Source organism: Aeromonas sp. PrichA-15, assembly GCF_017939245.1.
Lineage (GTDB): Bacteria > Pseudomonadota > Gammaproteobacteria > Enterobacterales > Aeromonadaceae > Aeromonas > Aeromonas caviae.
In genome coordinates this window covers 1-25,282 of sequence record NZ_JAGKRH010000003.1, presented here as the reverse complement: position 1 = coordinate 25,282, position 25,282 = coordinate 1, and the positions used below count along the sequence as shown (strand labels likewise).

The 25,282-nt window shown below is 63.6% G+C and carries 23 protein-coding genes and 2 tRNA genes; 6 read left to right on the top strand and 19 right to left on the bottom strand.

Going from position 1 to position 25,282, the window contains the following annotated elements:
• Positions 1-107: 107 nt before the first annotated feature.
• A complete protein-coding gene (locus J9889_RS00835) occupies positions 108-3,545 on the bottom strand; it encodes an ATP-binding protein (protein ID WP_210555821.1) in 3,438 nt (1,145 codons plus the stop codon).
• Between the two features lie 249 nt (positions 3,546-3,794).
• On the opposite strand from J9889_RS00835, the gene J9889_RS00830 reads away from it, so the two are divergent.
• Together J9889_RS00830 and J9889_RS00825 are read left to right on the top strand one after the other, a co-directional pair.
• Positions 3,795-3,870, top strand: a tRNA-Gly gene (locus J9889_RS00830).
• A gap of 55 nt (positions 3,871-3,925) precedes the next feature.
• Positions 3,926-3,999, top strand: a tRNA-Cys gene (locus J9889_RS00825).
• 63 nt (positions 4,000-4,062) lie between these two features.
• Here the strand turns inward: J9889_RS00825 and J9889_RS00820 are convergent.
• Positions 4,063-4,350 carry a hypothetical protein gene (locus J9889_RS00820; RefSeq protein ID WP_203764560.1) on the bottom strand — a complete coding sequence of 96 codons (288 nt, stop codon included), beginning with the start codon at positions 4,348-4,350 and terminating at the stop codon, positions 4,063-4,065.
• Positions 4,351-4,564: 214 nt separating this feature from the next.
• On the opposite strand from J9889_RS00820, the gene J9889_RS00815 reads away from it, so the two are divergent.
• Positions 4,565-4,765, top strand: a complete 201-nt coding sequence (locus J9889_RS00815; protein ID WP_045523888.1) for a YbfA family protein — start codon at positions 4,565-4,567, stop codon at positions 4,763-4,765.
• Positions 4,766-5,074: 309 nt separating this feature from the next.
• Here the strand turns inward: J9889_RS00815 and J9889_RS23955 are convergent, their stop codons facing one another.
• The 7 genes from J9889_RS23955 to J9889_RS00795 form a co-directional block, all read right to left on the bottom strand.
• Positions 5,075-5,422 (bottom strand): response regulator, encoded by a 348-nt coding sequence (locus J9889_RS23955; protein ID WP_279988955.1) that lies wholly within the window; start codon positions 5,420-5,422, stop codon positions 5,075-5,077.
• The gene (locus J9889_RS23950) at positions 5,412-6,791 is read right to left on the bottom strand and encodes a PAS domain-containing protein (protein ID WP_246878006.1); all 1,380 of its coding nucleotides are present in this window, start codon (positions 6,789-6,791) and stop codon (positions 5,412-5,414) included. The genes J9889_RS23955 and J9889_RS23950 overlap by 11 nt, the downstream gene beginning before the upstream one ends.
• Entirely contained in the window at positions 6,788-7,873 is a 1,086-nt protein-coding gene (locus J9889_RS23945; RefSeq protein WP_264787513.1) for a transporter substrate-binding domain-containing protein, read from the bottom strand. The genes J9889_RS23950 and J9889_RS23945 overlap by 4 nt, the downstream gene beginning before the upstream one ends.
• Positions 7,874-7,908: 35 nt before the next feature.
• Complete coding sequence (locus J9889_RS23940; protein ID WP_223931064.1) at positions 7,909-8,334, bottom strand: hypothetical protein; 426 nt, start codon at positions 8,332-8,334, stop codon at positions 7,909-7,911.
• Positions 8,335-8,437: 103 nt separating this feature from the next.
• Positions 8,438-9,205, bottom strand: coding sequence for a class III extradiol ring-cleavage dioxygenase (locus J9889_RS00805; protein ID WP_041213317.1), 768 nt, complete (start codon positions 9,203-9,205; stop codon positions 8,438-8,440).
• A 298-nt stretch (positions 9,206-9,503) separates the two neighbouring features.
• A complete protein-coding gene (locus J9889_RS00800) occupies positions 9,504-9,974 on the bottom strand; it encodes an FKBP-type peptidyl-prolyl cis-trans isomerase (protein WP_010673545.1) in 471 nt (156 codons plus the stop codon).
• 141 nt (positions 9,975-10,115) lie between these two features.
• Complete coding sequence (locus tag J9889_RS00795; protein ID WP_210555820.1) at positions 10,116-11,270, bottom strand: Na/Pi symporter; 1,155 nt, start codon at positions 11,268-11,270, stop codon at positions 10,116-10,118.
• A gap of 251 nt (positions 11,271-11,521) precedes the next feature.
• Here J9889_RS00795 and J9889_RS00790 point away from each other — a divergent pair, with 251 nt between their 5' ends.
• Entirely contained in the window at positions 11,522-11,935 is a 414-nt protein-coding gene (locus J9889_RS00790; protein WP_128314149.1) for a hypothetical protein, read from the top strand.
• A gap of 75 nt (positions 11,936-12,010) precedes the next feature.
• Here the strand turns inward: J9889_RS00790 and J9889_RS00785 are convergent, their stop codons facing one another.
• From J9889_RS00785 to J9889_RS00765, 5 genes are all read right to left on the bottom strand, one after another.
• Positions 12,011-13,354: an APC family permease gene (locus tag J9889_RS00785; RefSeq protein WP_039039328.1), complete on the bottom strand. Its 1,344-nt coding sequence runs from the start codon at positions 13,352-13,354 to the stop codon at positions 12,011-12,013.
• Positions 13,355-13,825: 471 nt separating this feature from the next.
• A complete protein-coding gene (locus J9889_RS00780) occupies positions 13,826-15,169 on the bottom strand; it encodes an APC family permease (RefSeq protein ID WP_210555819.1) in 1,344 nt (447 codons plus the stop codon).
• The gene (locus J9889_RS00775; RefSeq protein ID WP_010673549.1) at positions 15,169-15,306 is read right to left on the bottom strand and encodes a hypothetical protein; all 138 of its coding nucleotides are present in this window, start codon (positions 15,304-15,306) and stop codon (positions 15,169-15,171) included. The genes J9889_RS00780 and J9889_RS00775 overlap by 1 nt, the downstream gene beginning before the upstream one ends.
• A 233-nt stretch (positions 15,307-15,539) precedes the next feature.
• On the bottom strand, positions 15,540-16,829 hold the full coding sequence (gene gabT / locus J9889_RS00770) for a 4-aminobutyrate--2-oxoglutarate transaminase (protein WP_042014742.1): 1,290 nt from the start codon (positions 16,827-16,829) through the stop codon (positions 15,540-15,542).
• A gap of 232 nt (positions 16,830-17,061) precedes the next feature.
• Positions 17,062-18,525 carry an NAD-dependent succinate-semialdehyde dehydrogenase gene (locus J9889_RS00765; RefSeq protein WP_182721696.1) on the bottom strand — a complete coding sequence of 488 codons (1,464 nt, stop codon included), beginning with the start codon at positions 18,523-18,525 and terminating at the stop codon, positions 17,062-17,064.
• A 309-nt stretch (positions 18,526-18,834) separates the two neighbouring features.
• On the opposite strand from J9889_RS00765, the gene puuR reads away from it, so the two are divergent.
• Positions 18,835-19,443, top strand: coding sequence for an HTH-type transcriptional regulator PuuR (gene puuR, locus J9889_RS00760; protein WP_029314011.1), 609 nt, complete (start codon positions 18,835-18,837; stop codon positions 19,441-19,443).
• A 49-nt stretch (positions 19,444-19,492) separates the two neighbouring features.
• Positions 19,493-20,770 carry an FAD-binding oxidoreductase gene (locus J9889_RS00755; protein WP_103244474.1) on the top strand — a complete coding sequence of 426 codons (1,278 nt, stop codon included), beginning with the start codon at positions 19,493-19,495 and terminating at the stop codon, positions 20,768-20,770.
• A gap of 51 nt (positions 20,771-20,821) precedes the next feature.
• Here J9889_RS00755 and J9889_RS00750 read toward each other — a convergent pair whose 3' ends face one another.
• The 5 genes from J9889_RS00750 to J9889_RS00730 form a co-directional block, all read right to left on the bottom strand.
• A complete protein-coding gene (locus J9889_RS00750; protein WP_246878005.1) occupies positions 20,822-22,072 on the bottom strand; it encodes a transporter in 1,251 nt (416 codons plus the stop codon).
• 74 nt (positions 22,073-22,146) lie between these two features.
• On the bottom strand, positions 22,147-22,794 hold the full coding sequence (locus tag J9889_RS00745) for a hypothetical protein (RefSeq protein WP_210555818.1): 648 nt from the start codon (positions 22,792-22,794) through the stop codon (positions 22,147-22,149).
• A 7-nt stretch (positions 22,795-22,801) separates the two neighbouring features.
• Complete coding sequence (locus J9889_RS00740; protein ID WP_010673557.1) at positions 22,802-23,485, bottom strand: C39 family peptidase; 684 nt, start codon at positions 23,483-23,485, stop codon at positions 22,802-22,804.
• Positions 23,486-23,537: 52 nt separating this feature from the next.
• A complete protein-coding gene (locus tag J9889_RS00735) occupies positions 23,538-24,497 on the bottom strand; it encodes a hypothetical protein (protein WP_210555817.1) in 960 nt (319 codons plus the stop codon).
• 201 nt (positions 24,498-24,698) lie between these two features.
• Positions 24,699-25,124, bottom strand: a complete 426-nt coding sequence (locus J9889_RS00730; protein WP_246878004.1) for a hypothetical protein — start codon at positions 25,122-25,124, stop codon at positions 24,699-24,701.
• Between the last annotated feature and the right edge of the window lie 158 nt (positions 25,125-25,282).

The following is a 25,282-nucleotide window of genomic DNA, read 5'->3' as shown; positions in this document are numbered from 1 at the left end:
TGATAGGCGCAGAAAGCCTGCGAGTAGATGTGTCCAGAGTTGGCTATTGGTGCTTGGTTTTCTATCCCGCAGCCATCATCAGAGCAACGTGGCTGCGGGTTGGAGACTCATGCCTTGCGGCTGGCGAGCTGGCGAAGGCGCTGGGTGCTCTGGTGCAGACTCTGGTGCTGCACCTCGTTCAGGGCGCAGTGCTTGAGCACGTACTCGGCGCTGGCCACCACCGTCTTCCAGCGCGGAGCCTTGGGCAGGGTGTCGAGGTTCAGGTACTTGTCGAGGGTGCGGGTCTGGGGACTGGAGCGGTCCATGTAGACCCGCCACAGCTTGCTCTTCTCCGCCAGCACTATCTTGCCCTTGCCGGTGCTCTGCTGCCAGGTCTCCAGGGTGAGACGCATGGTGTCCACCAGGGCGCGGCGCAGAGGTTCGTCATCCTGCTGGCGAATGAGGTCGTCCGCCAGCGACCTGAACTCCCCTCCCAGGCGGCTCAGTTCCCCCAGCAACTGACCATCCTCGATGATGGCCTGGCGAGAGAGGCTCTTGAGGGCGTTCTCCAGTGCAGCCATGCGATTGTCGTCCTGGCGCGGTTCGGTGCCAAGGGTCAGCGCATAGGCGTGCTGCCCCCCCAGGTTGATGGGCAGGGCGCGGGCGTTGAGGGTGTCTCGCTGGCCCGCCACCAGGAAGTCCAGCTCCCGCACCGGCTGCGTGGTCATGTCGGGCCAGTGGCTTGCCAGCGGGGCGGCCAGCCACTCGTCCAGCATCTGCCCCTCCATGGCTTCCGGCTCCTGACCCAGCAGGCGCGCCAGGGCCCGGGAGGCAAACAGCACCCCTCCTTGCTCATCGAGGAAGACCATGGGGTCGGCCCCCTCGCCTAGCAGGGCGAGGAGCCGCTCCTGATCCTGGTGCAGTTGCTCCTGGAGCAGCAGACGGTGCTCTATCTCCTGTTTGAGCAGGCGGTTCTCCACCAGGGAGGCGCGCCCGGCGCTGGCCTCCAGCAGGGCTCTCACCCGGGCGAACAGCTCCTCCTTGCAGAAGGGTTTCACCAGATAGTCGTTGGCCCCGGCGTTGAAACCCTCTTCAATCTCCTTGGGCTGGTTGAGGGCGGTGAGCAGCAGCACCGGCAGCTTCTCCTTGGGGTGCTGCTGGCGCAGACGGCGGCAGACGTCGAAGCCCGAGAGGGTGGGCATCATCACATCAAGCAGGATGAGATCCACCGGCTCCTGAGCCAGCTTGGTCAGGGCGTCGTGGCCGTCGCTGCTGGGCAGGATGCGATAACCGCAGGGCTGTAGCAGGTGGCGCAGTATGTGCAAATTGATGGGCTCGTCATCCACCACCAGGATGACGGGGGCATCTTGCGGCGGGGGCGGCAGATCCTCGCTCTCCCAGTCCGGCAGGATGACGGGCTGCTGGCGTACCAGCTGGTGCTCTATCTGGCGGCTGTCGAGGGTCAGACTGCCCGCCTTGCCGCTGGCCAGCGGCAGGGTGAAGGCGAAGGTGGAGCCGACGCTCGGCTCGCTTTCCACGAACAGCTCCCCCCCCATCAGGTGCACCAGCTGGCGGGTGATGGAGAGACCGAGGCCCGCTCCCTGCTTGCTCACTTCCGGGCTCATCTGCACCAGGGGCTCGAAGATGTGCTCCAGATGGTCCCTGGCGATGCCGATGCCGGTATCGGTCACCTTGATGCGCAGGAAGTTGCCCTCCACCAGGGCGCTCAGCACCACCTTGCCCTGGGGGGTGTACTTGATGGCGTTGCCCACCAGGTTGTAGAGCACCTGCTCGAGGCGCTGCTCGTCCGCCAGTACAGGGGGCAGCTCGGCGGGGCTCTTGTCCACCAGGGTGAGGGGCTTGGCCTGTACCAGGTGCTGGCAGAGATCCAGCACCAGCCGGATGACCCCCTTGGAGGAGACCGGCTGGGGGTGGATCTCCAGCTGGCCGTAGCGCATCTGGTGGTAGTCGAGCAAGTCGTCCACGAGGCGCGCCAGACCGTCGGCGCTCTTGATGATGAGGCCGAGCTGTTTCTGCTGCCCTTCGGTCAGGTCCTGCTGGCTGGCGAGCATGGACTCGGCCATCCCCTTGATGCCGTGGATGGGGGTGCGCAGCTCGTGGGAGGTGTTGGCCAGGAGTTCGTCTTTGAGCTTGTCCGCCTGTTGCAGGCTGAGGTTCTGCTTGTGGGTCAGCTTGACCTGCTGTTGCAGCTCCTGGGTCTGGCGTTCGATGAGCTCGATCTTGTCCTTCACCGAGCGCTGCATGTGGCGAAACGCCTGGGCCAGCCGGTCGATGTCATCGTCGGTGCGGGGGATGGTGATGGGGTGATCCAGGGCGCCGTCCGCCACCTGTTCGGCGGCGGCGGTGAGGGATCGCAGGGGCGCCGTGATGGAGTGGGAGAGCCAGCGGGAGAAGAGGATCAGCAGCAGCAGTGAGCCTGCCCCCAGCAGGATCACCAGGGTCTCGAGCTGGCGGATGGGGGCATAGGCCTCGCTGGTGGAGATCTCGGCGATGAAGGCCCACTCGGTATCGAACACCTTCACCTGGGTATAGGCGGCCAGCACCTCGTCATCGTGGTAGGAGAGGAAGGGGCCGACCCCCTGCTCCCCGGAGAGGGCCTTGATGATGAGGGGGGTCTGCAGCGGTCGGAAGTCGGGGCTGAAGCTGTTCTCCACGCTGAATTCGGGGGCGAGCCAGGCGTTGGCGCGCATCCGCTTGTCCGGGCCGATGAGAATGGTCTCGCCGGTTGCGCCGAGCCCCTCCCGCTCCGCCATGATCTGGTTGAGCTTGTCCGGCAGCAGCTCGAAGATGACCACGCCGCGCACATAGTCGTACTGCATCACGGGAGCGGCGAGGTAGGCGACCACCTGGCCGGTCAGCTCGTTGCGGCCAAAATCGGTGAACTCGAAGATCTGCTGGGGCTTCTGGCCGCCATCGAGGCGGCGCTTGATCTTGGCGAAGGTGTTGCCAAGACCGCTGGACTGGTAGGGGCCCGAGAGCAGGTTGGTGGCGAAGTTGGCCTGCTTGGTGACCGAGTAGACCACGTCACCGTTGAGGTCGACCAGGAAGATGTCGCTGTAGTTGGATTTGCGCACCATGTCGGCGTAGCCGCGATGGAAGCGCTGGTGGACGCGGCCATACATCTCGTCCGCCAGGATGAGGGCGCTGATGGAGGGCTCTATCTCCACCTGACTGTCAGGTTGTTGCAGCTTGTCCCAGGAGCCCGGCACATAGCGGGCCTGGGCGCGGGCACGGGCCTCCTGCGGCGTGGTGCCGAGCTTCTCGAAGGCACCGGTGAAACCGTAGAAGCGACCGATACTGTTGCCGGCAAAGTCCTGCTGGGAGAAGTTGATGATCTGCTCCTTGAGGTTGCCGAAGTAGTCTTGCAGCTGGTTTTTCTTGATGTTGCGCACCGAGACCAGATGGTTGGAGGTCTGGGTGGTGAGATCCTTGCCGTGGCTATAGAGGAAAAACAGGGTGACGACCAGGAAGGGCACCAGGCCCAACATGAAAAAAGCCAGCATCAGCTGCGGTCTGAGCCCCCGAGGCCTGAAGTTCCATTTCATCGCATGATTTTCAATTGAGAATCCAGTTACTAAGCGCGATGAGTTTCTGACTAAAGGCTAACTATTTCAATGGCTTTATCTTAAATTCGCTCGTCGGGTCACAGGGAGCGGGGGGATTTTCGACCAAGGCGTCTAAAGGGTGAGCAAACAGCACGAGAAAGGGCTCAAAGTGAGAAAAAAGGGTTGTGCCCGGGCTCGGGGTACGTATAATGCGCCTCGTTGTCAGGTAACTGGCACGCAAGCAGTCATGCGGGAATAGCTCAGTTGGTAGAGCACGACCTTGCCAAGGTCGGGGTCGCGAGTTCGAGTCTCGTTTCCCGCTCCAATACTCCATGGCACCAACCATGGACATCACTCTCAAGGCAATGCCTTGTCAGCATGGCGCGTTAGCAAAGCGGTTATGCAGCGGATTGCAAATCCGTTTAGTCCGGTTCGACTCCGGAACGTGCCTCCATCTTCTGCCTGTTTTCCATATCCCTGACGTTGTCCATCCGCCATGGCGGCCCAGGATGATGCTTCATTGCATGTCAGTCAGCCGTGAACAACCCTCCCGTTGCCACGTCTTGTGCAGATGTATATCCATCTCGGCCAATGCCTCGCCCCTGGATCCGGACCTCTCTTCGCTCCCCTGTTCTGCCAGCGCGGCCATCTCCTTTATCAGCAAACCGCATTGCCACAGGCTGGCGGTGGGGACCCCGTGATAGGGGATGTCGATGGCATCGTCACGATTGAGCCGCCACTCCTGCCACTGGCTCCAGGCGAGCACGCCCAATGCCCCCAGCAGCACTGCATCCACAAGTTTCATCCTGTGTTCCCCCGTTCTGGTCCAGTCCTCGTTAACTCTGGAACAGGGGCCGCGTTTTGCCACCTTTGTTGTTTTTTAGTTAAAGAATGTAACCCGGTTTCATTTTTAGGCTTTTAGCCCCGTTTTTTATCAAAAAATGGCGCTGTCGATGTAGTAATCCTACAATGATTGGCGTAATCTTTGTTCAGTGGTCTTACCAGTGAGGCGTTACATCATGTTTCATCCCTTCTCCCTGACTCAGATAATCCTTCGCCGCATCTTCGTCTTGGTGGCGGGTTTGCTCGCCTTCCCGGTGATGCTGTTTCGCCGGGATCGCGCCCGTTTCTACAGTTACCTGCACCGCATCTGGAGCAAGACCAGCACCAAGCCGGTCTGGCTCAAGATGAGCGAGCGAGGGGAGCGGATCTTCTACTGATCCTCCCCGTGACGCCCGCTTCACCCGGCGCCAGACTGGCGTGGCAGGCAGGGCGCACCTCCCGATATAAAAAAACCGACACCCTGGTGTCGGTTTTTTTATGGGGCTCGAACCGCCACCGGCCTTGTATCCATGGCTGGTCCACGTTGTCTCTTGTCTCTTGTCTCTTGTCTCTTGTCTCTTGTCTCTTGTCTCTTGTTTCTGTGGGCGACCCTTTATGCCGCAAACGCCGGCGCACTCTCAGCCGCACTCTCAGCCACATTCTCAGTCGCGCCCGTGCGACATGACGGGAGGAAGGGCTGGGGGTTCTCAGGGCGCTGGCCCCAGGGTGGCCAGCGCCGCGCGCAGACGGGCGAGGCCGATGGGCTTGAACAGGCAGTCGTTCATGCCGGCGGCGAGGCAAAGCTCCCGCTCGCGAGGCTGGGCATGGGCGGTGAAGCCCCAGACGGGCAGGTCATGGCCGAGGGCTCGCAGGTTGCGGGTCAGCTCGAAGCCGTCCATCACCGGCATCTGGCAGTCGGTGATGACCAGATCGAAGGGGTGGCTGGCGAGGGCGCGCAGGGCCTCCAGGCCATTGCTGCGCACACTGACGTCGTGTCCCAAGTGCTTGAGCTGCTGGCGCAGCAGGATCTGGTTGGCGTGATTGTCATCGACCACCAGGATATGCAGCCGATGGGGGAGGGGTTGAGCCTGGTGGGGCTGGGGCGCCGGCATTGCCGTGATCGGGGCGGGGGGTTGCTGGGCGAGCGTGAGGGGCAGTCTTATCTCGAGGCGGGTGCCCTCGCCGACCTGGCTGTGAACGGCTATCTCCCCCCCCCATCATCTGGCACAGGATGCGGGCGATATTGAGGCCCAGCCCGCTGCCGGGGAACTGGCCCTGGCCGTGGGCGCGATAGAAGGGGGTGAAGAGCCGGGGCAGCTTGTCCGCGGGAATGCCGGCTCCGGTGTCGGTGATGGTGAGGTGCAGCACAGGAGGCTGCTCGCCCCCGGTCAGGGTGGCGGTGATGGCGACCCGGCCCTGCTCGGTGAACTTGATGGCGTTGCCGATGAGATTGAAGAGGATCTGGCGCAGGCGAAGGGGATCGATCAGCACCCTTGGCATGGGGGTGTCGGGTAGCCTGACCTCATAGGTCAGCCCCTTCTGCTCGGCCATGCCCGCAAAGACCCGGGTGACGGACGAGAGCAGGGGAGCGAGATCGCAGGGGGTGGGAGTCAGGGTCATCTGGCCCGCCTCTATGGAGGCGATATCCAGGCTGTCCCCCAGCAGATCCAGCAGGCCGTTGGCGGAGTCGGCGGCGATGCGCAGCAGCTCGCCGCTGTGACGGCTGAGAGCGGGATCCTCGGTGGCCAGCTCCAGCATGCCGAGGATGGCGTTCATGGGGGTGCGGATCTCGTGGCTCATGGTGGCGAGGAAGTCGCTCTTGGCGCGGCTGGCGCTGTCGGCCTGCTGTTTGGCCTCGCGCATCTCCTCTTCCAGCCGCTTGCGGTCCGTGATGTCTATCCAGCCGTCGATCACCCCGCTGATGGCCCCCTCCCCGTCGAAATAGGGCACCATCCAGTGATAGATGTCGCTCTGGGTTCCCCTGTGATGGAAGAGGCGATCCGCAAAGATGGGCTGCCCCTCCTGCAATACCCTGGCAAAGTCCTGCTCCAGCACGGCGATGCTGTCTGCATCGAGCACCCCTGACAGCCCCTGGGCGAAGGGCTGACCCAGGATGGCCTTTGGCTCGGCGCCGAGCTGGGCCAGGTATTTGCTGTTGCACAGCAGCACCTTGCCGCTCTTGTCCCGCACGACGATGGGGTGGGGCAGGCTCTCCCCCAGCGCCCGGATGAACCTGACATGGGCCTCCAGTTGCTGGCGGGAAGCCTGCTCGGCGCTAGCCATCCGCTTGAACATGCGGTTGCGATAGAGCAGCACCAGCGCCAGGGTGAGGAGCCCCACGAACACCAGGTAGACGATGTGGGCGTGGCGATCCATGAAGCCGGGCACCGGCAGTTTGCGGTTGCGCCACTCGTAACTCATCATGGCGAGCTCGTTGGGGGGATGGCGAGGATGGTCTTGTCGAGGATCCCCATCAGCATCCCCTGTCCGGGCAGGCTGGCAAACCCCATCCGGATTGGTTCGTCATCGGCGGGGCCGGCGATGCGCAGCGGGCTCTGGGGATCATTGTCCAGCGCATGGCGGGCAAAATAGAGGGGCACGATGGCGGCATCCACCTGTCCCTGGGCGAGCACCTCCATCGCTTCTGCGGCACTCTCCACCTGGGTGATGCGGCTGCCCTCCAGTCTCTGTGCGAGGGGCACATGGTGCGTCATCGCCACCGTCTTGCCCGCCAGACTCCGGATGGTGTCGATCCCTTGTTCCTCCTGGCGGGTGAGGATCACATAGATGTTGTCGGTGGCGTAGGGCACCGAGGTGCGCAGCCCGTAGTGTTCAGCCACCTGCTGGGAGATGGCGCCGATGAGGTCGATGGCGCCTGACTGCATGGCTTTTGCCAGTTGACGCTCGGAGTCTGCCCGCACGAACTCGAAGGTGAGGCCGGTGCGTGTGCGGATCTTGTCCAGCATGTCCACCGTCATGCCGACCAGCTGGCCGTCATGATCCAGGGCGCCATAGGGGTAGAGGTTGTCCATCAGCCACACCCTGATGGGGGGCGCTTGCCGCATCCAGGCCCGCTCGGCGGCATCATAGAGATCGGCGCTTCGCTCGTTCATGTCGCGGATGGGCCCGTTCCACTGGGTGAAGAGGGTGTTGCGCGCCCGGTCGTCGATGGCCGCCAGCCCCCGGTTGACCAGGCTGAGCAGGGCGGGCTCGGTGGCCGGGACGGCAAAGCGGAATTCGGCAGGCGCCAGATCGGGCGGGGCCTCGCCCCGCTGGCGAAGGTTGTCGAAGCGTTCGCTGTTGAGGTAGTGGGTGGCGTGGGCATCCCCCAGCAGGATGTCGTCGCGGCCGAAGAAGACCGCATCGAACGCCTCCATGTTGGAGGGATAGGTCACCAGGGTGAGAGTGGAGTAGTAGCGGCCAAAGCGCGCCCTGTCTATCTGATCCCGGACGGCGGCTACCCGCTGTCCCGGTGTGAGCAGTGCCCCCCGATAACGTCTGGGCACGGAGAAGACGAGGGGGCTGCTGAAATAGGGGTTGCTCAGGCGGATCGCCCGGGTGTCACTGTCCGCCAGGGTGAGATTGCCGAGGCTGGCGAGGTGTATCTCCCCCGTGCCAGGGCACGGAGCAGGTGCGCCTTGTCGGGGAAGGCGCTCAGGGCAACGGGTTTGTCCAGCATCCGGGCCAGCAGGTCGATGTAGTCGGCACTGAGCCCCTCGACGCGCTGGCGAGCGATCATGGTGAAGGGGCGGTAGTCCTCTTGCAGGATGCCGACCCGCAGTTGGGACTGCTGGCGCAGCCATCCGAGCTCCCCCTCCGACCAGCGGGGAGGCAGCGGGGCGGGATCGTAGCGCTGTGCAGGGTCAGGGCCTGCACAGGTTGAAGGCAGAGCAGACAGAGCAGGATCAGTGTTCGATATAGGTTCATCTAGCCACCCGACGCGACAGCCATCCCTGCCAAGCCTCATCCAATGGCGGCCATTCTACCGGAAAATGGCTATAACGAGTCCGCTATTTCTCCACGCGCGTCGGCGAGAGCACGTCAAGCAGGGCGGCCTGGCCGCCCCGCCCTCAACCGAACTGGTAGGCCCCCATGTAGAGGCTGCCGTAATCCCAGCTGTCGTGCAGCTTTCGGGGTCTGTCGGCCCCCGCCGCGCCGAGCGCCACAAACAGGGGGCGCAGGTGATCGTCGTGGGGATGGGATTCCACCGCGCCCGGCGCCCGGGCCCGGTAATCTTCCAGCGCCCCCCTGTCTCCCTCTGCCATGGTCTGCTCCAGCCAGCGAGCAAACTGACTGGCCCACTGGGGAACCGGCGAGCCGTCCGGCCCGAGGGCACGCAGGTTGTGGGTGATGGCGCCGGAGGCGAGAATGCCGATCCCTTGCTCGCGCAGCCCCTGCAATGCCTCCCCCAGTTGCCACAGCTGGGCCGGGGTGAAGCTGGCCGGGATGGCGATCTGCACCAGGGGGAGTTCACTGTCCGGATCCATCAGGGAGAGGGGGGACCAGACTCCGTGATCGAGCTCGCGGCGCACCGGGGTGGCGGGCAGGCCGGCCAGCAGCAGCTGATCGCTCACCGCTTCCTGCAACCATTGCGGGCTCGTCGCGGGCCAGCGGATCTGGTAGAGGGGCTCGGGGAAGCCGTAGAAGTCGTACATCAGGGCCGGGCTGGGCTCGACGTTGATCTGCAGCTCGCTTCGGCTGAACCAGTGGGCCGAGATCACCACCAGCCCTCTGGCACCCTCGAGGCGCAGTTGCTTCAGGAACCGGGTCGCGGGCTGATCGCGCAGGACCAGATCCGGGGCGCCGTGGGAGATGAACCAGACAGGGGCGATAGACATGACAGACTCCATATGCGTTGTGCCGATGCGCGTGGCGCACCGACAACCCGAGGCCAGGGCGACATGCCGCTGACGATGTGGTCATTATCTGCCCCTATTGGTGGGTTAACAATCAGGCTTTATGGATAAGCACTCTTCACTTTTGGTTGATAATCTGGCATCAGGGCGAGGGAGACCGGGGCAGAAACGACAACGCCGGCGCAGTGCGCCGGCGTTGTGATCAGGGTCCGTCGGACGTGGCCTCTGACGGGATGCCCCGCAGCGCCACCGCCAAGATCAACGCGGGCCCAGGGCGGGTTTATTGAATGCCCAGCAGCTCCACGTCGAAGATGAGGACTGAGCCCGGCGGGATCTTGCCGGCGGCTCTGTCGCCATAGGCCAGGTTGGCGGGGATGTAGAAGCGGGTCTTTTCCCCTTCCACCATCAGTTGCACCCCTTCGGTCCAGCCCTTGATCACCTGGTTGAGGCCGAACTCGATGGGTTCGCCACGGGCGACGGAGCTGTCGAACACGGTGCCGTCCAGCAGCTTGCCCTCGTAGTGCACCTTCACCTTGCTGGTGGCGGTGGGGTGAACGGTACCGGTGCCCGGTGTCAGCACTTCGTACTGCAGGCCGGAGGCGGTGGTGGTCACCAGGGGTTTTTCCTGGTTGCTGGCGAGGAACTCGGCCCCCTTGCGCACGTTCTCTTCCGCCAGCTTCCGGTTGTTGCTGCTGGAGTAGAAGTAGTAGGCGGCGCCGGCGATAAGAAGGGCTATCAGAATGAATTTCATCGGGTTTTCCTGTTCCTTGAAATCAGAGTGCGAGTGAGGGGGCATCTTATCCCAGCCAGGGGGAGAGGGCGAGGGGAGGCGCCCCGGGATGTGACCTGGCGGGCAAGGGGGCGGGGACAGCTGATTGCCCCCGCCGCGGGGTTACTTGACGGCCACCATCATCAGGGCGGGCAGGGCGAAGAAGAGCCCGGCCACGTAACCCAGCGCCAGCAGCTTGTTCTCGCTGCCGACCCGGGCCAGGGTTTCGGCGGCCTTGATGGGCAATTCCCGCAGGAAGGGCACGCCATAGATGAGCACCACGGCGAAGAGGTTGAACAGCACGTGGACCAGGGCGATGGTCAGGGCGAGCTGGGCACCGGCACCGCTGATGGCGGTGGCGGCCAGCAGGGCGGTGATGGTGGTGCCGATGTTGGCCCCCAGGGTGAAGGGGTAGAGCTGACGGGTGTTGAACACGCCGCCTCCCGCCAGGGGGATCATCAGGCTGGTGGTGGTGGAGGAGGACTGCACCATCACGGTGACCAGGGTGCCGGAGGCGATGCCGGTGAGCGGGCCACGGCCCAGGGCCTTGTGCAGCAGCTCCTTGGCACGGCCCACCATGACCTGTTGCAGCACCTTGCCAAGGGCGGTGACGCAGAACAGGATGAGCAGAATCCCGATGAGAATGGTGGCGATGGCGCCCCCCTTGCCCGGCAGGAAGGCGACGGCGCTGTCGATGAGATCCAGGGACGGGGAGATGAGGGGCTTCATGAAATCCATCCCCTTCATCGACATGTCGGCGGAGCCCAGCAGCAGGCTGGCAATCCCTTCCGCACTCTTTTGCAGCAGACCGAACATCAGCTCCAGGGGCAGGAAGATGAAGACCGCCAGCAGGTTGAAGAAGTCGTGCACGGTGGCGGCGGCGAAGGCGCGGCGAAACTCGCCTCTGTCCCGGATGTGCCCCAGGGAGACGATGGTGTTGGTGATGGTGGTGCCGAGGTTAGCCCCCATCACCATGGGGATGGCCATGGCCATGGGCAGGCCCCCTGCCACCAGACCGACGATCACCGAGGTGACGGTGCTGGAGGATTGCACCAGGGCGGTGGCCAGGATGCCGAGCAGCAGCGCGACGAAGGGGTTGTTGGCAAAGGCGAAGATCTGGGCCGCGCCCTCGGCGCCGCCGGAGAAGCCCTTGAAGCCGTGGGAGACGGCGCCAACGGCGACCAGGATCAGGTAGATCAGCGTGATCACCGCGAGCCAGTTGAACAGGGGGCCGGGACGACGGATCTGCTGGGGTGCGGAAGATGCGGTGCTGTGCATATGGCCTCTTGGGGTCGTTCTGCGTTGAAAATGGACGGGCGCATTACAACAAGGCTCCATGACAGAAATATGACAATGTGACACTTTTATGATGCTTTGGTGACAGGGCGGCAGGGGGCGTCGCAGACAAAAGGTGTCGGAGCAAACGCCGATATGACGCCATCCGGCTCATCACCGGCCCCCGCCCTTGCACTGGGATCCCAGGGTTATATGCTGCCGGACTTTCCTGTCTTGAAACTGAGGAAGTGATGATGCGTGCATGGGTTTTGTGCCTCTCCCTGGGTCTGCTGTCTGCCGGTGCGCAGGCCAGCGTGTTCAAGTCCGAGTGCAACCTCGACAAGGCGGTCAGGAACGAGGCGATGAACGCCACCCTGGGGGTCAAGGGCAACTGCGATGCCGACAAGCTGGTGCGCCAGCAGAAGGAGAAGGCCAATGCCGAGGTGAAGAAACACACCACGGATGTGCTGGACAAGAAGACGGCGGGGCTGAAAGAGGCGAAGAAAAACGCCACGGACACGCTGGACAAGAAGACCTCCGGCCTCAAGGAGACCAACGAGGAGCTGAAGGCGACCCGGCAGAAAGTCAACCAGACCGAGAAGAACGTGAAGGCCGTGACCAAGGATCCGGTCAAGGCTGCTGCCACGGCCGTGCTCAATCAGGGGTGAGGGTCCGCGCACCGGACGTCTGAATGCAAGAAGGGGAGCCATGGGCTCCCCTTCTGTTTGGGCGTGTGTGCCGCCTTACTGGCCGTCGGCCGCTTCCTCGTACTGACGGAAGGGGATGCGGAACACGGCGAGGCGCAGGAAGAGGTAGGTGACCCCGATCCCCGCCCAGATGAGGCCAAGCTCCAGGGAGCTCTGCTCCAGGTTGATCCAGAGGGCGCCGATGGTGGCGGCCCCCAGCAGCGGCAGCACCAGGAACAGCAGGTGCTCCTTGAGGCTCTTGTTGCGCTTCTCGCGCACCCAGAACTGGCCGATCACCGAGAGGTTGACGAAGGTGAAGGCCACCAGGGCGCCGAAGTTCACCAGGGCCAGGGCCATGTCCAGATCGAAGGAGACCGCGGAGAGGGCCAGGGCCCCCACCAGCAGCACGTTGATGGCCGGGGTGCGCCAGGTGGGGTGGATATAGCCGAACACCCGCTCCGGGATCATGCGATCGCGCCCCATCACGTAGAGGATGCGCGACACGCCGGCGTGGGCCGCCATGCCGGAGGCGAGCACGGCCGCGGTGGTGCACACCAGCACCACGCTCTGGAACAGGGTGCCGCCCACGTAGAGGGCGATCTCCGGCAGCACGGCGTCCGGCTCCTTGAAGCGGGCCAGATCCGGGAAGAAGAGCTGCAGGCTGTAGGAGACGGTGACGAAGATGATGCCGCCGATGAGGGCCGTCAGCACGATGGCACGGGGGATCACCTTGCCGGCATTCGGGGTCTCTTCGGAGAGGGAGCTCAGGCCGTCGAAGCCCAGGAACGAGAAGCAGAGGATGGTGGCGCCGGTAAACAGCGGCAGCATGCTGGCAGACTCCACATGGAACGGACGGCTGCTCATCAGGGTGCCGGCCCCTTCACCGTGACTCAGGCCCCAGGCGATGAGGCCGAGGAAGGTGACGATGATGGCGATCTGGATGAAGACGATGAAGCCGTTGAGGTTCGCCACCAGCTTGATGCCGCGCAGGTTCAGGAAGGTCATCACGGTCACCAGACCGAAGATGAAGATCCAGGGCTCCACGGTGGGGAACATGGCGGTCAGGTAGATCTTGGCCAGCAGGATGTTGATCATCGGCATGAACATGTAGTCCAGCAGGGAAGACCAGCCCACCATGAAGCCCACGTAGGGGTGAAACACCTTCTGGGCATAGGTGTAGGCGGAGCCTGCGGACGGGAAGCGGCGCACCAGGTGGCCGTAGCTGAACGCGGTCAGCAGGATGCCGCCGAGCGCCAGCAGGTAGGCGGTGGCCACGCGACCATCCGTGATGTCACCGACGATGGCGAAGGTATCGAATACCGCCATGGGCGTGAGGTAAGCCAGACCCATCACCACGACCTGGAACAGGGTGAGGGTCTTGAGCAGCTTGGCACCGGCCATCACGCTTTCTCCTCTGCACAGGCCCCGTGGGCGAAATGGGACGGGATCAGGGACGCGGGAACGCGTCGCTGGACACAGGGGGCGCCCATCTGTGGCACAGATGCGTGGCGCACGCCGGCGGGGACCGGCAGGAAAGCAGTGAAATGCCCCATGTTTTTCCTCACAACGTCGGGAGATTGCTTGGCAATCTGGGTATCAATTCCGGCACATGGCCGGCCTCTTGGTGAATGGTGGTGTGCCCCAGAAAAGCAAAGAACCGATGTTGTTGAAACATCGGCTCTCAAGGGGCGCCGTATTGTGCCCTCAGGGGGGGGGAGGAGACAAGCGAAAAAGGCCGCCAGCGGGGAATTTGTTCCCCCCGTGAGCGATCACTTCGCCACCGCTGCCGAAAAGTCGATGACAACCTTGTCATCAGGCGGGGCCCTGCTTTGCCGCCATGTGAAACCGGCGCCCTGGGGGCGCCGGTTTCGCTCAGGAGGCGTCCTGCTCGGGGCGGCCGAGTCGGACCCGGAACACGGTGAGGCGCAGCAGCAGGTAGATGGCGCCGAGGGCGGCCCAGACCAGCCCCAGCTCGAAGGAGGCGGGCTCCAGGTTGAGCCAGAGCACCCCGATGCAGGCGGCGCCGCACAGGGGCAGGGCGAGGAACAGCAGGTGATCCTTCAGGGTCTTGTTGTGACCCAGCTTGAGATAGAAGTGGGCAATCACCGCCAGGTTGACGAAGGTGAAGGCCACCAGGGCGCCGAAGTTGATGAGCGCCAGCGCCATCTCCAGATCGAAGACCACCGCCGAGAGGGCCAGCATGCCCACCAGCAGCACGTTGAGAGCCGGGGTCTGCCAGGTGGGGTGGATGTAGCCGAAGACGCGGCTCGGCAGGGCGCGATCCCGGCCCATCACATAGAGCAGGCGCGATACCCCGGCGTGGGAGGCGAGCCCCGAGGCGAGCACCGCCACCGTGGTGCAGACCAGCACCACCGCCTGGAACAGCTTGCCGCCCACATAGAGGGCGATCTCCGGCAGCACCGCATCCGGCTGCTGGAAGCGGGAGATGTCCGGGAAGAAGAGTTGCAGGAAGTAGGAGACGGAGATGAAGAGCACGCCGCCGATGAGGGCGGTGAGCACGATGGCCCGGGGGATCACCCGATCCGCGTTCGGGGTCTCCTCCGACAGGGTGGTGATGGCGTCAAACCCGAGGAACGACAGGCAGAGGATGGAGGCGCCGGTCAGCAGGGGATTGATGTGCATCTGCTCGGAGAAGAAGGGGCGGCTGCTCGCCATCGTGCCGAGCCCCTCGCCGTGGCTCACGCCCCAGGCGATGAGGCCGATGAAGACGGCGATGATGCTGAACTGCATGATGACGATCAGGCTGTTGAAGTTCGCCACCAGCTTGATGCCCCGCAGGTTCAGGAAGGTCATGACGGCGGCCAGGGCCAGGATGTAGGTCCAGGGGGCCACGCCGGGGAAGAGGGCCTCCATGTAGATCTTGGCCAGCAGCATGTTGATCATGGGCATGAACATGTAGTCGAGCAGGGAGACCCAGCCCACCATGAAACCCACATAGGGGTGGAACACCTTCTGGGCATAGGTGTAGGCGGAGCCTGCCGAGGGGAACTTGCGCACCAGGTGGCCGTAGCTCATGGCGGTGAACAGCATGCCGATGAGGGCGAGCAGGTAGGCGGTCGGCACATGGCCTTCGGTGATTTCGGTGACGATGCCGAAGGTGTCGAACACCGCCATGGGGGTGAGATAGGCCAGCCCCATGATGACCACGTGCCAGAGTTTCAGGCTTTTTTTCAGACCGGCGGGGTGCGGGTGCATCAGGCGATCCCCCGCAGGCAGGCTGACGGGATCAGGCTGACGGTGAGGTCATCCTGCACGGTGGGGGCGCCAGTCCGGGATGCGGACGGATGGCGCAGACCGGCGCGGGCCGGCAGGAAAGCGATGATATGCCCCATGGAGTTCCTCACTAAGAAGCGGGTGTCGTGAGATGGCGTGCCACCTCGTTATCATTTCCGGTCTGTTCCGGCCTCGTTATGGATTTGTTTGGCGCAAAAAAAGAACCGGGCTCCGATGAGCGGACGGTCCTTGAATACGGCGGCGCATTGTGCATTCGTGATGCCCCCTTGACAAGCATATCAAGGGAGCAAAAACGCATTTTTTTGCACGTGGGTGAACGCGGTCTTCCGGATCAGGCCAGGGAGGCGGACAGGGCCTGCTCCAGCAGGTCCAGTCCCTCGTCGACGATGGCTGCCGGGGCGGTCAGGGGGGCGAGGAAACGGATCACGTTGCCACGCACGCCGCAGGCCAGCAGCACCAGCCCCCGCTTGCCCGCCTCGGCCACCAGCCGCTTGGTGAGATCCGGGTCCGGTCTGGCGGCATCCCCCTCCTTCACCAGCTCCATGGCCACCATGGCGCCGGGGCCGCGGATGTTGCCGATGCAGTCAAACCGTGTCGCCAGCTGGTGCAGGCGTGCCTTGATCTGCTCCCCCTGGGCCAGGGCCTTCTGGTTCAGGCGCTCCTCCTCGATCACCTCCAGCACCGCCAGGGCGGCGGCGCAGGCGATGGGGGAGCCCGCATAGGTGCCCCCCAGGCCACCGGGCTTGGCGGCATTCATCACCTCGCTCTTGCCCACCACGGCAGAGAGCGGGAAGCCGCCGGCCAGGCTCTTGGCGAGGGTCATGATGTCGGGTTCGACACCGCTGTATTCGGTGGCGAAGGTCTTGCCGGTGCGACAGAAACCGGTCTGGATCTCGTCGCAGATAAGCAGGATGCCGTGCTGGTCGCACACCTGGCGCAGGCGCTGCATGAAGCTGGCGGAGGCGGGGTAGAAGCCCCCTTCCCCCTGCACCGGCTCGATGATGATGGCGGCCACCCGGGTGGGTTCGATGTCGGCGCTGAAGCAGAGATCCAGCGCGGCCAGGGCATCGTCTTCACTCACTCCCAGGTAGTCGGCGGGGAAGGGGAGGTGATAGACCTCCCCCGGGAAGGGGCCGAAGCCGGTCTTGTAGGGAACCACCTTGCCGGTGAGGGCCATGCCCATCATGGTGCGGCCGTGGAAGCCCCCCTTGAAGGCGATGGTGCCGCTGCGACCGGTGTGGGCGCGGGCGATCTTGATGGCGTTCTCCACCGCCTCGGCGCCGGTGGAGAGGAAGAGGGTGCGCTTGGGGGTGGGGCCGGGCACCAGGGCATTCAACTTCTCCGCCAGCTCGATATAGCCGGAGTAGGGGGTGACCTGGAAGCAGGTGTGGCTGAACTTCTCGAGCTGCTCGCGCACCGCCGCCACCACCTTGGGGTGGTTGTGGCCGGTGTTGAGCACGGCGATGCCGGAGGCAAAGTCGATGTAGCGGTTGCCCTCCACGTCCCACAGCTCGGCGTTGTGCGCCCGGTCGATGAAGACCGGCAGCAGGGTGCCCACCCCCTGGACCACGGCCGCTTCGCGGCGGGCCTGCCACTGCTGGTTGTTGCTTGAATGACTCATCTTTCCTCCCTGAGGGGCATGGGCCCCCGCTGTTCCTGTGCCATCTGGCCATATGTGTGCCGCCAACTGCCCTCGGGCAGGGCGGCCTGTTCGCAAAAGGGGGCCCCGGGCGTGCCCTCAGGGCCCACAAGGCGCTCGGTCGTGACCGGCGGCCCCCTCTTTCTATCTGTAAAAGCGATGGGCTGTGTCATAACGCATCTGTTTTAACGATGCGATTGCCCTTTCATTTCCCTCAGCGAATGCCGCCAAAGCAGAGGTATTTGGTCTCCAGGTACTCCTCCAGCCCTTCGGCCGCCCCTTCCCGGCCCAGTCCCGACTCCTTGATCCCGCCAAAGGGGGCCAGTTCGGTGGAGATGATCCCCTCGTTGATCCCCACCATGCCGTATTCGAGCCCCTCGGCCACCCGCCACACCCGGGCGATGTCGCGGCCATAGAAGTAGGCGGCCAGGCCATAGGGGGTGTCGTTGGCAAGCGCAATGGCCTCGGCTTCCGTCTCGAAGCGCACCAGGGGGGCGACGGGCCCGAAGATCTCCTCGTCCAGAATGGGGTTGCCCCGGGTGACCCCGGTCAGGATGGTGGGGTGATAGAAGAGGGGACCGGCGGGGTGGGCGTCGCCCCCCACCAGCACCCGGGCACCGGCGGCGACCGATTGCTGCACCAGCTCGGCCACCTTGCTGGCGGCGGCCGGGTTGATGAGGGGCCCGATCTGGACGCCCTCGCCCATGCCGTCCCCGACCTTGAAGGCTTTGACCGCGGCGGCGAGCTTCTCGGCGAAGGCGTCATAGACGCTGGCCTGCACCAGGATGCGGTTGGCGCAGACGCAGGTCTGGCCGGCGTTGCGGTATTTGGACGCCAGGGCCCCGGCCACGGCGGCGTCGAGGTCGGCGTCGTCAAAGACGATGAAGGGGGCGTTGCCGCCAAGCTCCAGGGAGAGGCGCTTCATGGTGTCGGCGCACTGGCGCATCAGCAGTTTGCCGATGCGGGTGGAGCCGGTGAAGGAGAGCTTGCGCACCACGGGGTTGCTGCACAGCTCGTTGCCCACCGCGCTCGCCTGATGGGAGGTGACGATGTTGATGACCCCGGCGGGAATGCCCGCCTGCTCCGCCAGTACCGCCAGCGCCAGGGCGCAGAGGGGCGTTTCGGCGGCGGGCTTGATGACGATGGTGCAACCGGCGGCCAGCGCCGGACCCGCCTTGCGGGTGATCATGGCGATGGGGAAGTTCCAGGGGGTGATGGCGGCCACGACCCCCACCGGCTGCTTGATGGTGGCCAGGCGCCGATCGGCGGAGAAGCCGGGGATGGTGCGGCCATAGGCACGCTTGCCCTCTTCCGCGAACCACTGGATGAAGCTGGCGCCGTAGGCCACCTCTCCTTTGGCTTCCGCCAGCGGCTTGCCCTGCTCGCAGGTCATGATGCGGGCGAGCTCCTCCTGGTTGGCCATGATGCGCTCGAACCAGGCGTAGAGTTTGCTGCTGCGCTCCTTGGCGGTGAGGGCCGCCCAGGCGGGTTGCGCCGCGTGGGCCGCCGCGATGGCGAGGCGGGTATCCTCCCCGTCCATGTCGGGCACCTGGGTGATGACCTGGCCGGTGGCCGGGTTCAGGACATCGAACCGGCGCCCGCCCAGGGACTCGCACCAGCGGCCGTCGACATAGGCCAGGGATTTGATCAGGGAGAGAGCAGGTTGTGATGCTGACATAAGTAAGGGGCCTCGATAGTGGGTCTGGGTGGCGCGTTTATGTGGGCACCGCCGTATAGAATAATAAGCACGTAACGACCATAAAATGAGCCGAAATGTTTTTCAAGTGTTAAATATATTTGAGTAAACTGGGCGTCACATGCTAAAAATGGGGCTGTGAGCGCGATTGTAGCGGTTTTCATCGCGCAGGGTGTGCAAAATAATGAACGCTCTGGGTTGTGCAGGATAGTGAACGGGGCTGACGTGCCTGACTCACTATATTGACCAGTTGGCCCCAGGTATTCGAATGACCATGGAAGGAGGTGGGCGATGGAGCAATCCCGTGGCGAGGTCCGGTGGCGGACCATGACGGACAACCCCCTGGCGGAGCACGAGAGAAACATGGGGGAGCGGCTCGCCCGGATCCGCAGGGAGCTCGGGCTCTCCCAGCGCCGGGTGGCGGAGCTGAGCGGCCTGACCCACGGCGCCATCTGCATGATAGAGCAGAACAAGGTGAGCCCCTCGGTGGCCTCCCTGCAAAAGCTGCTGAGCGTCTACGAGCTGCCGTTGTCGCGCTTCTTCGCCGAAGAGGAGGTGGCGAGCACGCCCAGCGTGGTGATCAAGGCGGAGCAGCTCATCGAGCTTGGCAGCCAGGGGGTCTCCATGAAGCTGGTGCACAACGGCAACAATCGGCGCCAGCTCGGCTTCATGCTGGAGACCTATGCCCCCGGCACCGACACCGGCGGCGTGGTGAAGCATCAGGGGGAGGAGGTGGGCACCGTGCTGGAAGGGTCGGTGCTGCTGACCTTGGCCGGCCAGACCTATGAACTGTGCGCCGGGGACAGTTATGTCATCGACACCGGCGAGCCCCACAGTTTCAGCAATCCCTCGGGGCAGGTCTGCCGCATCGTCAGCGCTCACACCCCGGCCAGCTTTTAATGTGAACAACCCGTTGTGTTGGAAACGAACCGGTAAGGAAACAGGGATCATGACCGAACATGTAAAGAGTTACTACGCAGCCAGTGCCAACAAACACGCGCCCTATCCCACGCTCACCGAGCAGCTGGAGTGCGACGTCTGCGTCATCGGAGCGGGGTATACCGGCCTCTCCAGTGCGCTGCATCTGGTGGAGAAGGGGTACAAGGTGGTGGTGCTGGAGGCGGCCAGGGTCGGCTTTGGCGCCAGCGGCCGCAACGGCGGCCAGATCGTCAACTCCTACAGCCGCGACATCGACACCATCGAAGCGAACTGCCCGCCGGATCAGGCCAGGCTGCTCGGCTCCATGTTGTTTGAGGGGGGCCAGATCATCCGCGAGCGGATCAAGCGCTACAACATCCAGTGCGATCTGCAGGAGGGGGGCGTCTTTGCCGCCGAGACCGAGAAGCAGCTGCACGAGCTCAAGGCGCAGAAGGCGCGCTGGGAGAAGTGGGGCAACGACCAGCTGGAGCTGCTCGATGCCGACGGGGTGCGCGAGGTGGTCGCGAGCGATCGTTACGTCGGCGCCCTGCTGGACAAGAGCGGCGGCCATATCCATCCCCTCAACCTGGCGCTGGGGGAGGCGGAAGCCATCCGCATGCAGGGGGGGCTTATCTTCGAGCAGTCCGCCGTCACCAGCATCACGCCGGGTCAACCCGCCCTGGTCAAGACCGCCAAGGGGGCGGTGAAGGCACGCTTTATCGTGGTGGCCGGCAACGCCTATCTCGGCAACCTGGTGCCCGAGCTCGCCGGCAAGAGCATGCCCTGCGGCACTCAGGTGATCGCCACCGAGGTGCTGGGGGAGGAGCGGGCCCGCTCACTGCTGCCGCAAAACTACTGCCTGGAGGATTGCAACTACCTGCTCGACTACTACCGCACCTCCGGCGATCACCGGCTCATCTATGGCGGCGGCGTGGTCTACGGGGCGCGGGATCCGGCGGACATCGAGCGGCTGATCATCCCCAAGATGCTCAAGACTTTCCCGCAGCTGGCCGACGTCAAGGTGGAGTACACCTGGACCGGCAACTTCCTGCTCACCCTGTCGCGCCTGCCGCAGTTTGGCCGCATCGGTCACAACATCTACTACATGCAGGGCTACAGCGGCCACGGCGTCACCTGTACCCATCTGGCGGGCAAGCTGCTCTCCGAGGTGCTGAGCGGTCAGGCGGAGCGCTTCGATGCGTTCGCCAGGCTGCCGCACTACCCCTTCCCGGGTGGCCGCCTGCTGCGCATCCCCTTCACCGCCGCCGGCGCCGCCTGGTACACCCTGCGCGATCGCCTGGGGGTGTGATGTCACCGATGGCCCGCCAGGCAGGCTGGCGTCAACAAGAAGAGGGAGGCGTTATGCCTCCCTCGTTTTTTTGTCGTCAACCTGACGGGGTCCTGACGGGGCTAGAAGCGGTAGGGGAAGCGGATCCCGATGGGTGTAGTCCGGTGCGTCCGTGGTGAGCCCGGCAGACCAGTTGACCGCCATGGAGAGGTTGTCGGTGATGGCCCAGGTCGACCCCATGCCAAAGCTGGCGGCGTTGGCATCGGAGCCGGTGACCTTCTCCATGGCAAAGCCTTCGGACCCCTGCTCGGACTCCATGGTGACGCGCTGGTTGATGTTGAAGGAGAGGCTGAAGCGTTCGTTGAGGGCGAATGCGACCCCCAGGCCATATTCATACCAGTCCCCCAGCTGGATGCTGCCGGGCTGGTTGCCGGGCTGGTAGGAGATATCGTCAAAGTCCTGCTTGAGGCTGTGACCATAGTTGAGGCTGGCAAACAGGATGGCGGGATCCATGGTCTTGACCAGGGAGAAGCCGGTGGAGAGCTGCCAGAGCCCGTTGCCGGTGGCGAGCTCCTTGGGGGTCACCAGGTTGCCCGATTCCGAGGTGTTGATCTCGATGCCGTAAGGATCCTTGCCGGTCGGCGCCTTGGCCCGGAAGTTCCACACCAGATCCGGCCAATCCTCGCTCTCTGCCATGACCCTGTAGTAGATGGCGAGGCTGAGATCCCCCAGACCGCCATCGCTGACGCTCTGCTCCTCGAAGTCGCGGCTGGAGTTCTCCTTGCCGGTGCTCTGGTAGTTGGTGTTGCGGAACATGTAGGGGAGGGCCAGCTCCAGTTGCCAGCGATCGTTTAGGGTGTAGCGGGTGATGACATCCGCCGTCCACTGATCGGAGCGCACCCGATCCAGGTTGATTTCGCCAAGGAAGATGGCGTCCAGGGCGAGGAAGCCGCGCAGGGCGAGATCCTTGCGGTTGTAGTGCTGATAGGAGAGGCCCACATCGACGGTCAGGGCGCGGTCGAACACATTGTGCTGTTCGATCATCAGGTCTTCGGTACTGCGGCCGACTTCCGGCGTGCGCCGTGAGGCGTCCTGCTGGGTGGAGGCGACGGCGGCCCCGGCTCCGACCCCGGCGGTTGCCGTCGTGGCACCGGCGGCCTTGACGGCCTCCAGGCGGGCCTGGAGCTGATGGAGGGCCTGGTTTTGCTGGATCAGTTGCTGGCGCAGGAGATCCAGCTGTTGTTGCAGGGACTCCTCTTCGGCCGTGGCCCCCCAGCAGGCGAAGGGGGCGAGGGCAATCAACAGCATGCGAGACTGTTTCATCTGGATACGTCCTTGTTGTTTATCATCCTTTCTGATGGTTCAGCCCCCGGGCTCACCGGTGCTCAGCGCGAAAACTAGATGCGGGTCTGATTGAGCGTCTGCAAACCGTCCCCTCTGACCTTGTTGAACTGCAGCAGCCCCCGGCTGAAGTCGGTACCGCGCAGGCTCTGCTCCAGCAGGACCCGGCCGTCGGAAGAGTGTAGTTGCAAGCCGGCATAATTCCCCGAGACCCGATAGGTGGCGGTACCAAGATCGCCCTGGTGCTCGTAGCTGCCCGCCTGAACCAGGTGTCCCGTCATGGTCGGGGTGGTCAGTTCAATACCGGCCTGGTTGACCGAGCTGTTGCCACTCCCCTCCAGTTGAACGACCTGCACCAGCCCGGCCCCCTGCACCTGGGCCTCCTTGGCGGGCGTGGCCGCGGGCTTGACCTCATCCTTGACGCGCACATCCAGCTTGGGCTTGTTTTGCACAATGCTCAGCGCCAGGTTCATGGCCGCCGTCTGCTGGGCCTGGGCCGTGGTCAGTGACGAGATGAACTCGATGCCGAAGTAGCTGATGCCATGGCTGCTGACATAGCGGCCGCGCAGGTGGGCCAGCTCCCCGTCCGCCAGTTCGGGCGCAAAGTGGTCTGACAGATGGGCCAGCGGGTCCGGTGCTGCCAGCAGCGGAGAGGCGATGCCACCCAGGCTGCAGAGGAGGCATAGGGCGGGTCGGGTATTCATGATGACCTCACATTAGCTCTTTGTGCTGAAAACCGAATTCCAGCAGGGATGTTTCATTGACCGGGGCGAAGAGCCCATCCTTGCCTCTGACAGAGAGCGGGGGAGAGGGGTTGGCAAGGGGGGCATCGGGACGATAGCCCGCGCCGATGACGGCGAGGAGGATGCCGTTCCAGCTCTCCTTGAACTCCTTGAAGGTGATCACCCGGTTGCCGAGGGCCGGGTCTGCCAGATAGACGCGATCGTGGCGATCGATGGCCCGCAGCACGGCAAAGTGCTGATAGCCGCGAATGTTGAGCAGGACGATGGTGGGCACCCTCACCTGGCGCAGTTTTTCATCGCCCAGTCGATACCCTCTGACCCGCATGCCGAGCATTTGCAGGTACTGCTTCATGTCGAGCATGGAGAAGCCGTAGTGCTTGACCTGCTCCGGGTCTGCCATGGCAAGCATGCCATCCATGACCCAGCGTTCATTGGTTGCATGGCCGTAGGCGTAGCGCAAGATGGTGGCGACGGCGGCGGCCCCGCAGCTGAAATCCGTATGTTGGCGCTCGATGTTGGCGTACCGGCGCTCCAGAATGCTCTGCACCGGTTTGTTGAGATCCCCCAGCGCCGGAAGATGCTCCCCCAGTGGCACCGAGCCCGCCCAGACGGCAGGACAGCACAGCAACAGCAACAGCAACAGCCAGCGCATTCAGACCTCCAGTGTCAGGGAAAAAGGGGGCACTGGGCCCCCTCGCATCGACTTACTTGGCAAACCCTGCGGCCAGCGAGAGATTGTTCGCTTGCAGGTTGTTGGTCCCCGAGGAGACGTTCACCCCGATGTTGCCCACAGCACCGTTGAAGGCGCCGCCATCGATGGTTGCCCGGTTGAAGGTTTCGCGGCTGGTGTAGGTGTTGACCACGGGAATATACCCGACGGCGTACCCACTGAGCTTGATGTCACCCTCTTCCTTGAACTCGAACTTGCCATCATCTTTCGGGTTGTTGTTGCCGTACCTGTCGTTGTCATTGTTGTGGTCATGTCCTTTCTTGACATCATGACCGGTACCGCCCCCCTCGTAATCGCCCCAAGCCTTGAGACCGAGGAACACACCCGCCTTGTCAACCGTCTTGGTTGCACTCAGGCTTTGGTTTTCGGTCATGTTCTTGGAGACGCTCTGGCTGTTGGCCACGGTGGCCACGGCCATGTTGCCGGTGGACACGGACGCTGCCATGTTGTTGGCCTGGACGTTACCCGAGCCCGAGGTCACGTTGACCCCGATGTTGCCTGCGGCATCCTTGAAGGCCCCATCGCCCACACCGGCCTTGTTCTGATGGCCGTGATTGGTCGTCCAGTTGTTGCTGGCGCTCTGGGTGGAGAAGACCTCGGCATCCGACGATCCGCCAGGGGCGCCATGTTGTTGTTGACCACGACCCATGATGAACTCGGCATCGACCTCGTCATAGGCGGCCAGGGAAGCGCTGTTGCCCTGTACGTTGGAGTCACCGGCTGCGATGTTGGCGCCGATGTTACCGGATGCACCCTTGAACGAGCCGTCGATCTTGCTCGTGTTCTCCGTTCTTGTATTGGCGGTGCCTATCATGGAACTGGACTGCTGGTTGTCCACGACGGCCATGCCGAGTTTGTTGACGTTGATGTAGCCGCCGACATTGACCCTGCCTTCGTATTCCACATCGACTTCTGCCTTGACCTTCTTGGTCAAGGTTGCCCCTGTCTCATCTCTGTCACCGCGGTAATCGGCGGATGCAGTGCCCGACATGGCCATGATGACCGCGGCGGCTAATGAGCTATAAATAAGTCCACGCATAATGAGTCTCTCCATTGAACTTTCAGCGGAAGATATGCCCATCGGCTGATACCCCCGGGCCTGGCTTCCTATCCCTGCGGCATCATGGGGATGCCGTTACTGCCCCGTGACCTGGTTCACCTGAATGACCCCCTTGCTGCCCGTGAGGGCGGTGTCATCCAGATAGATGCTGGTAGTGGTGTTGGCGGGGGGCTTTCCCCCTGGGGTCTTCGCGACGCTGGAGCTGAGATTGATGTCGGTCACGACACCCAGGCCGCTGTCATCGAGGGACAGGGCGAAGGCGTTCAGTTGCTGGTTGCCCTCACCCGCCCCCTGATTGATGCCGACCAGTCCCCGGTTCTGGCTCAGGGCCGAGCCCAGGATGGCGACGCTCTGGCTGCCGTTCAGATTGGTGGTGGATTGATTCAGCTGACCAAATTGAATGACGGCCGGACCCGAAATGGCGATGGCGGCAAGATTGCCTTGTTGGTTGTTATTGCCGGCAACCATATTGACGCCCATGGAACCACGAATATTGCTCAATGCCTGAGCACCGAGATCGTAAGTATTCACCGGAACAGTATTGACACAGGAAAAATGAGACGATCGTCTCTTGATCCCACTTTCCTGCTTGCTTGATCCTGCTCCTTAGATACGCTCCCCCCATGAGCAAAAACACCATGCATTCCGCGGGAATGCCC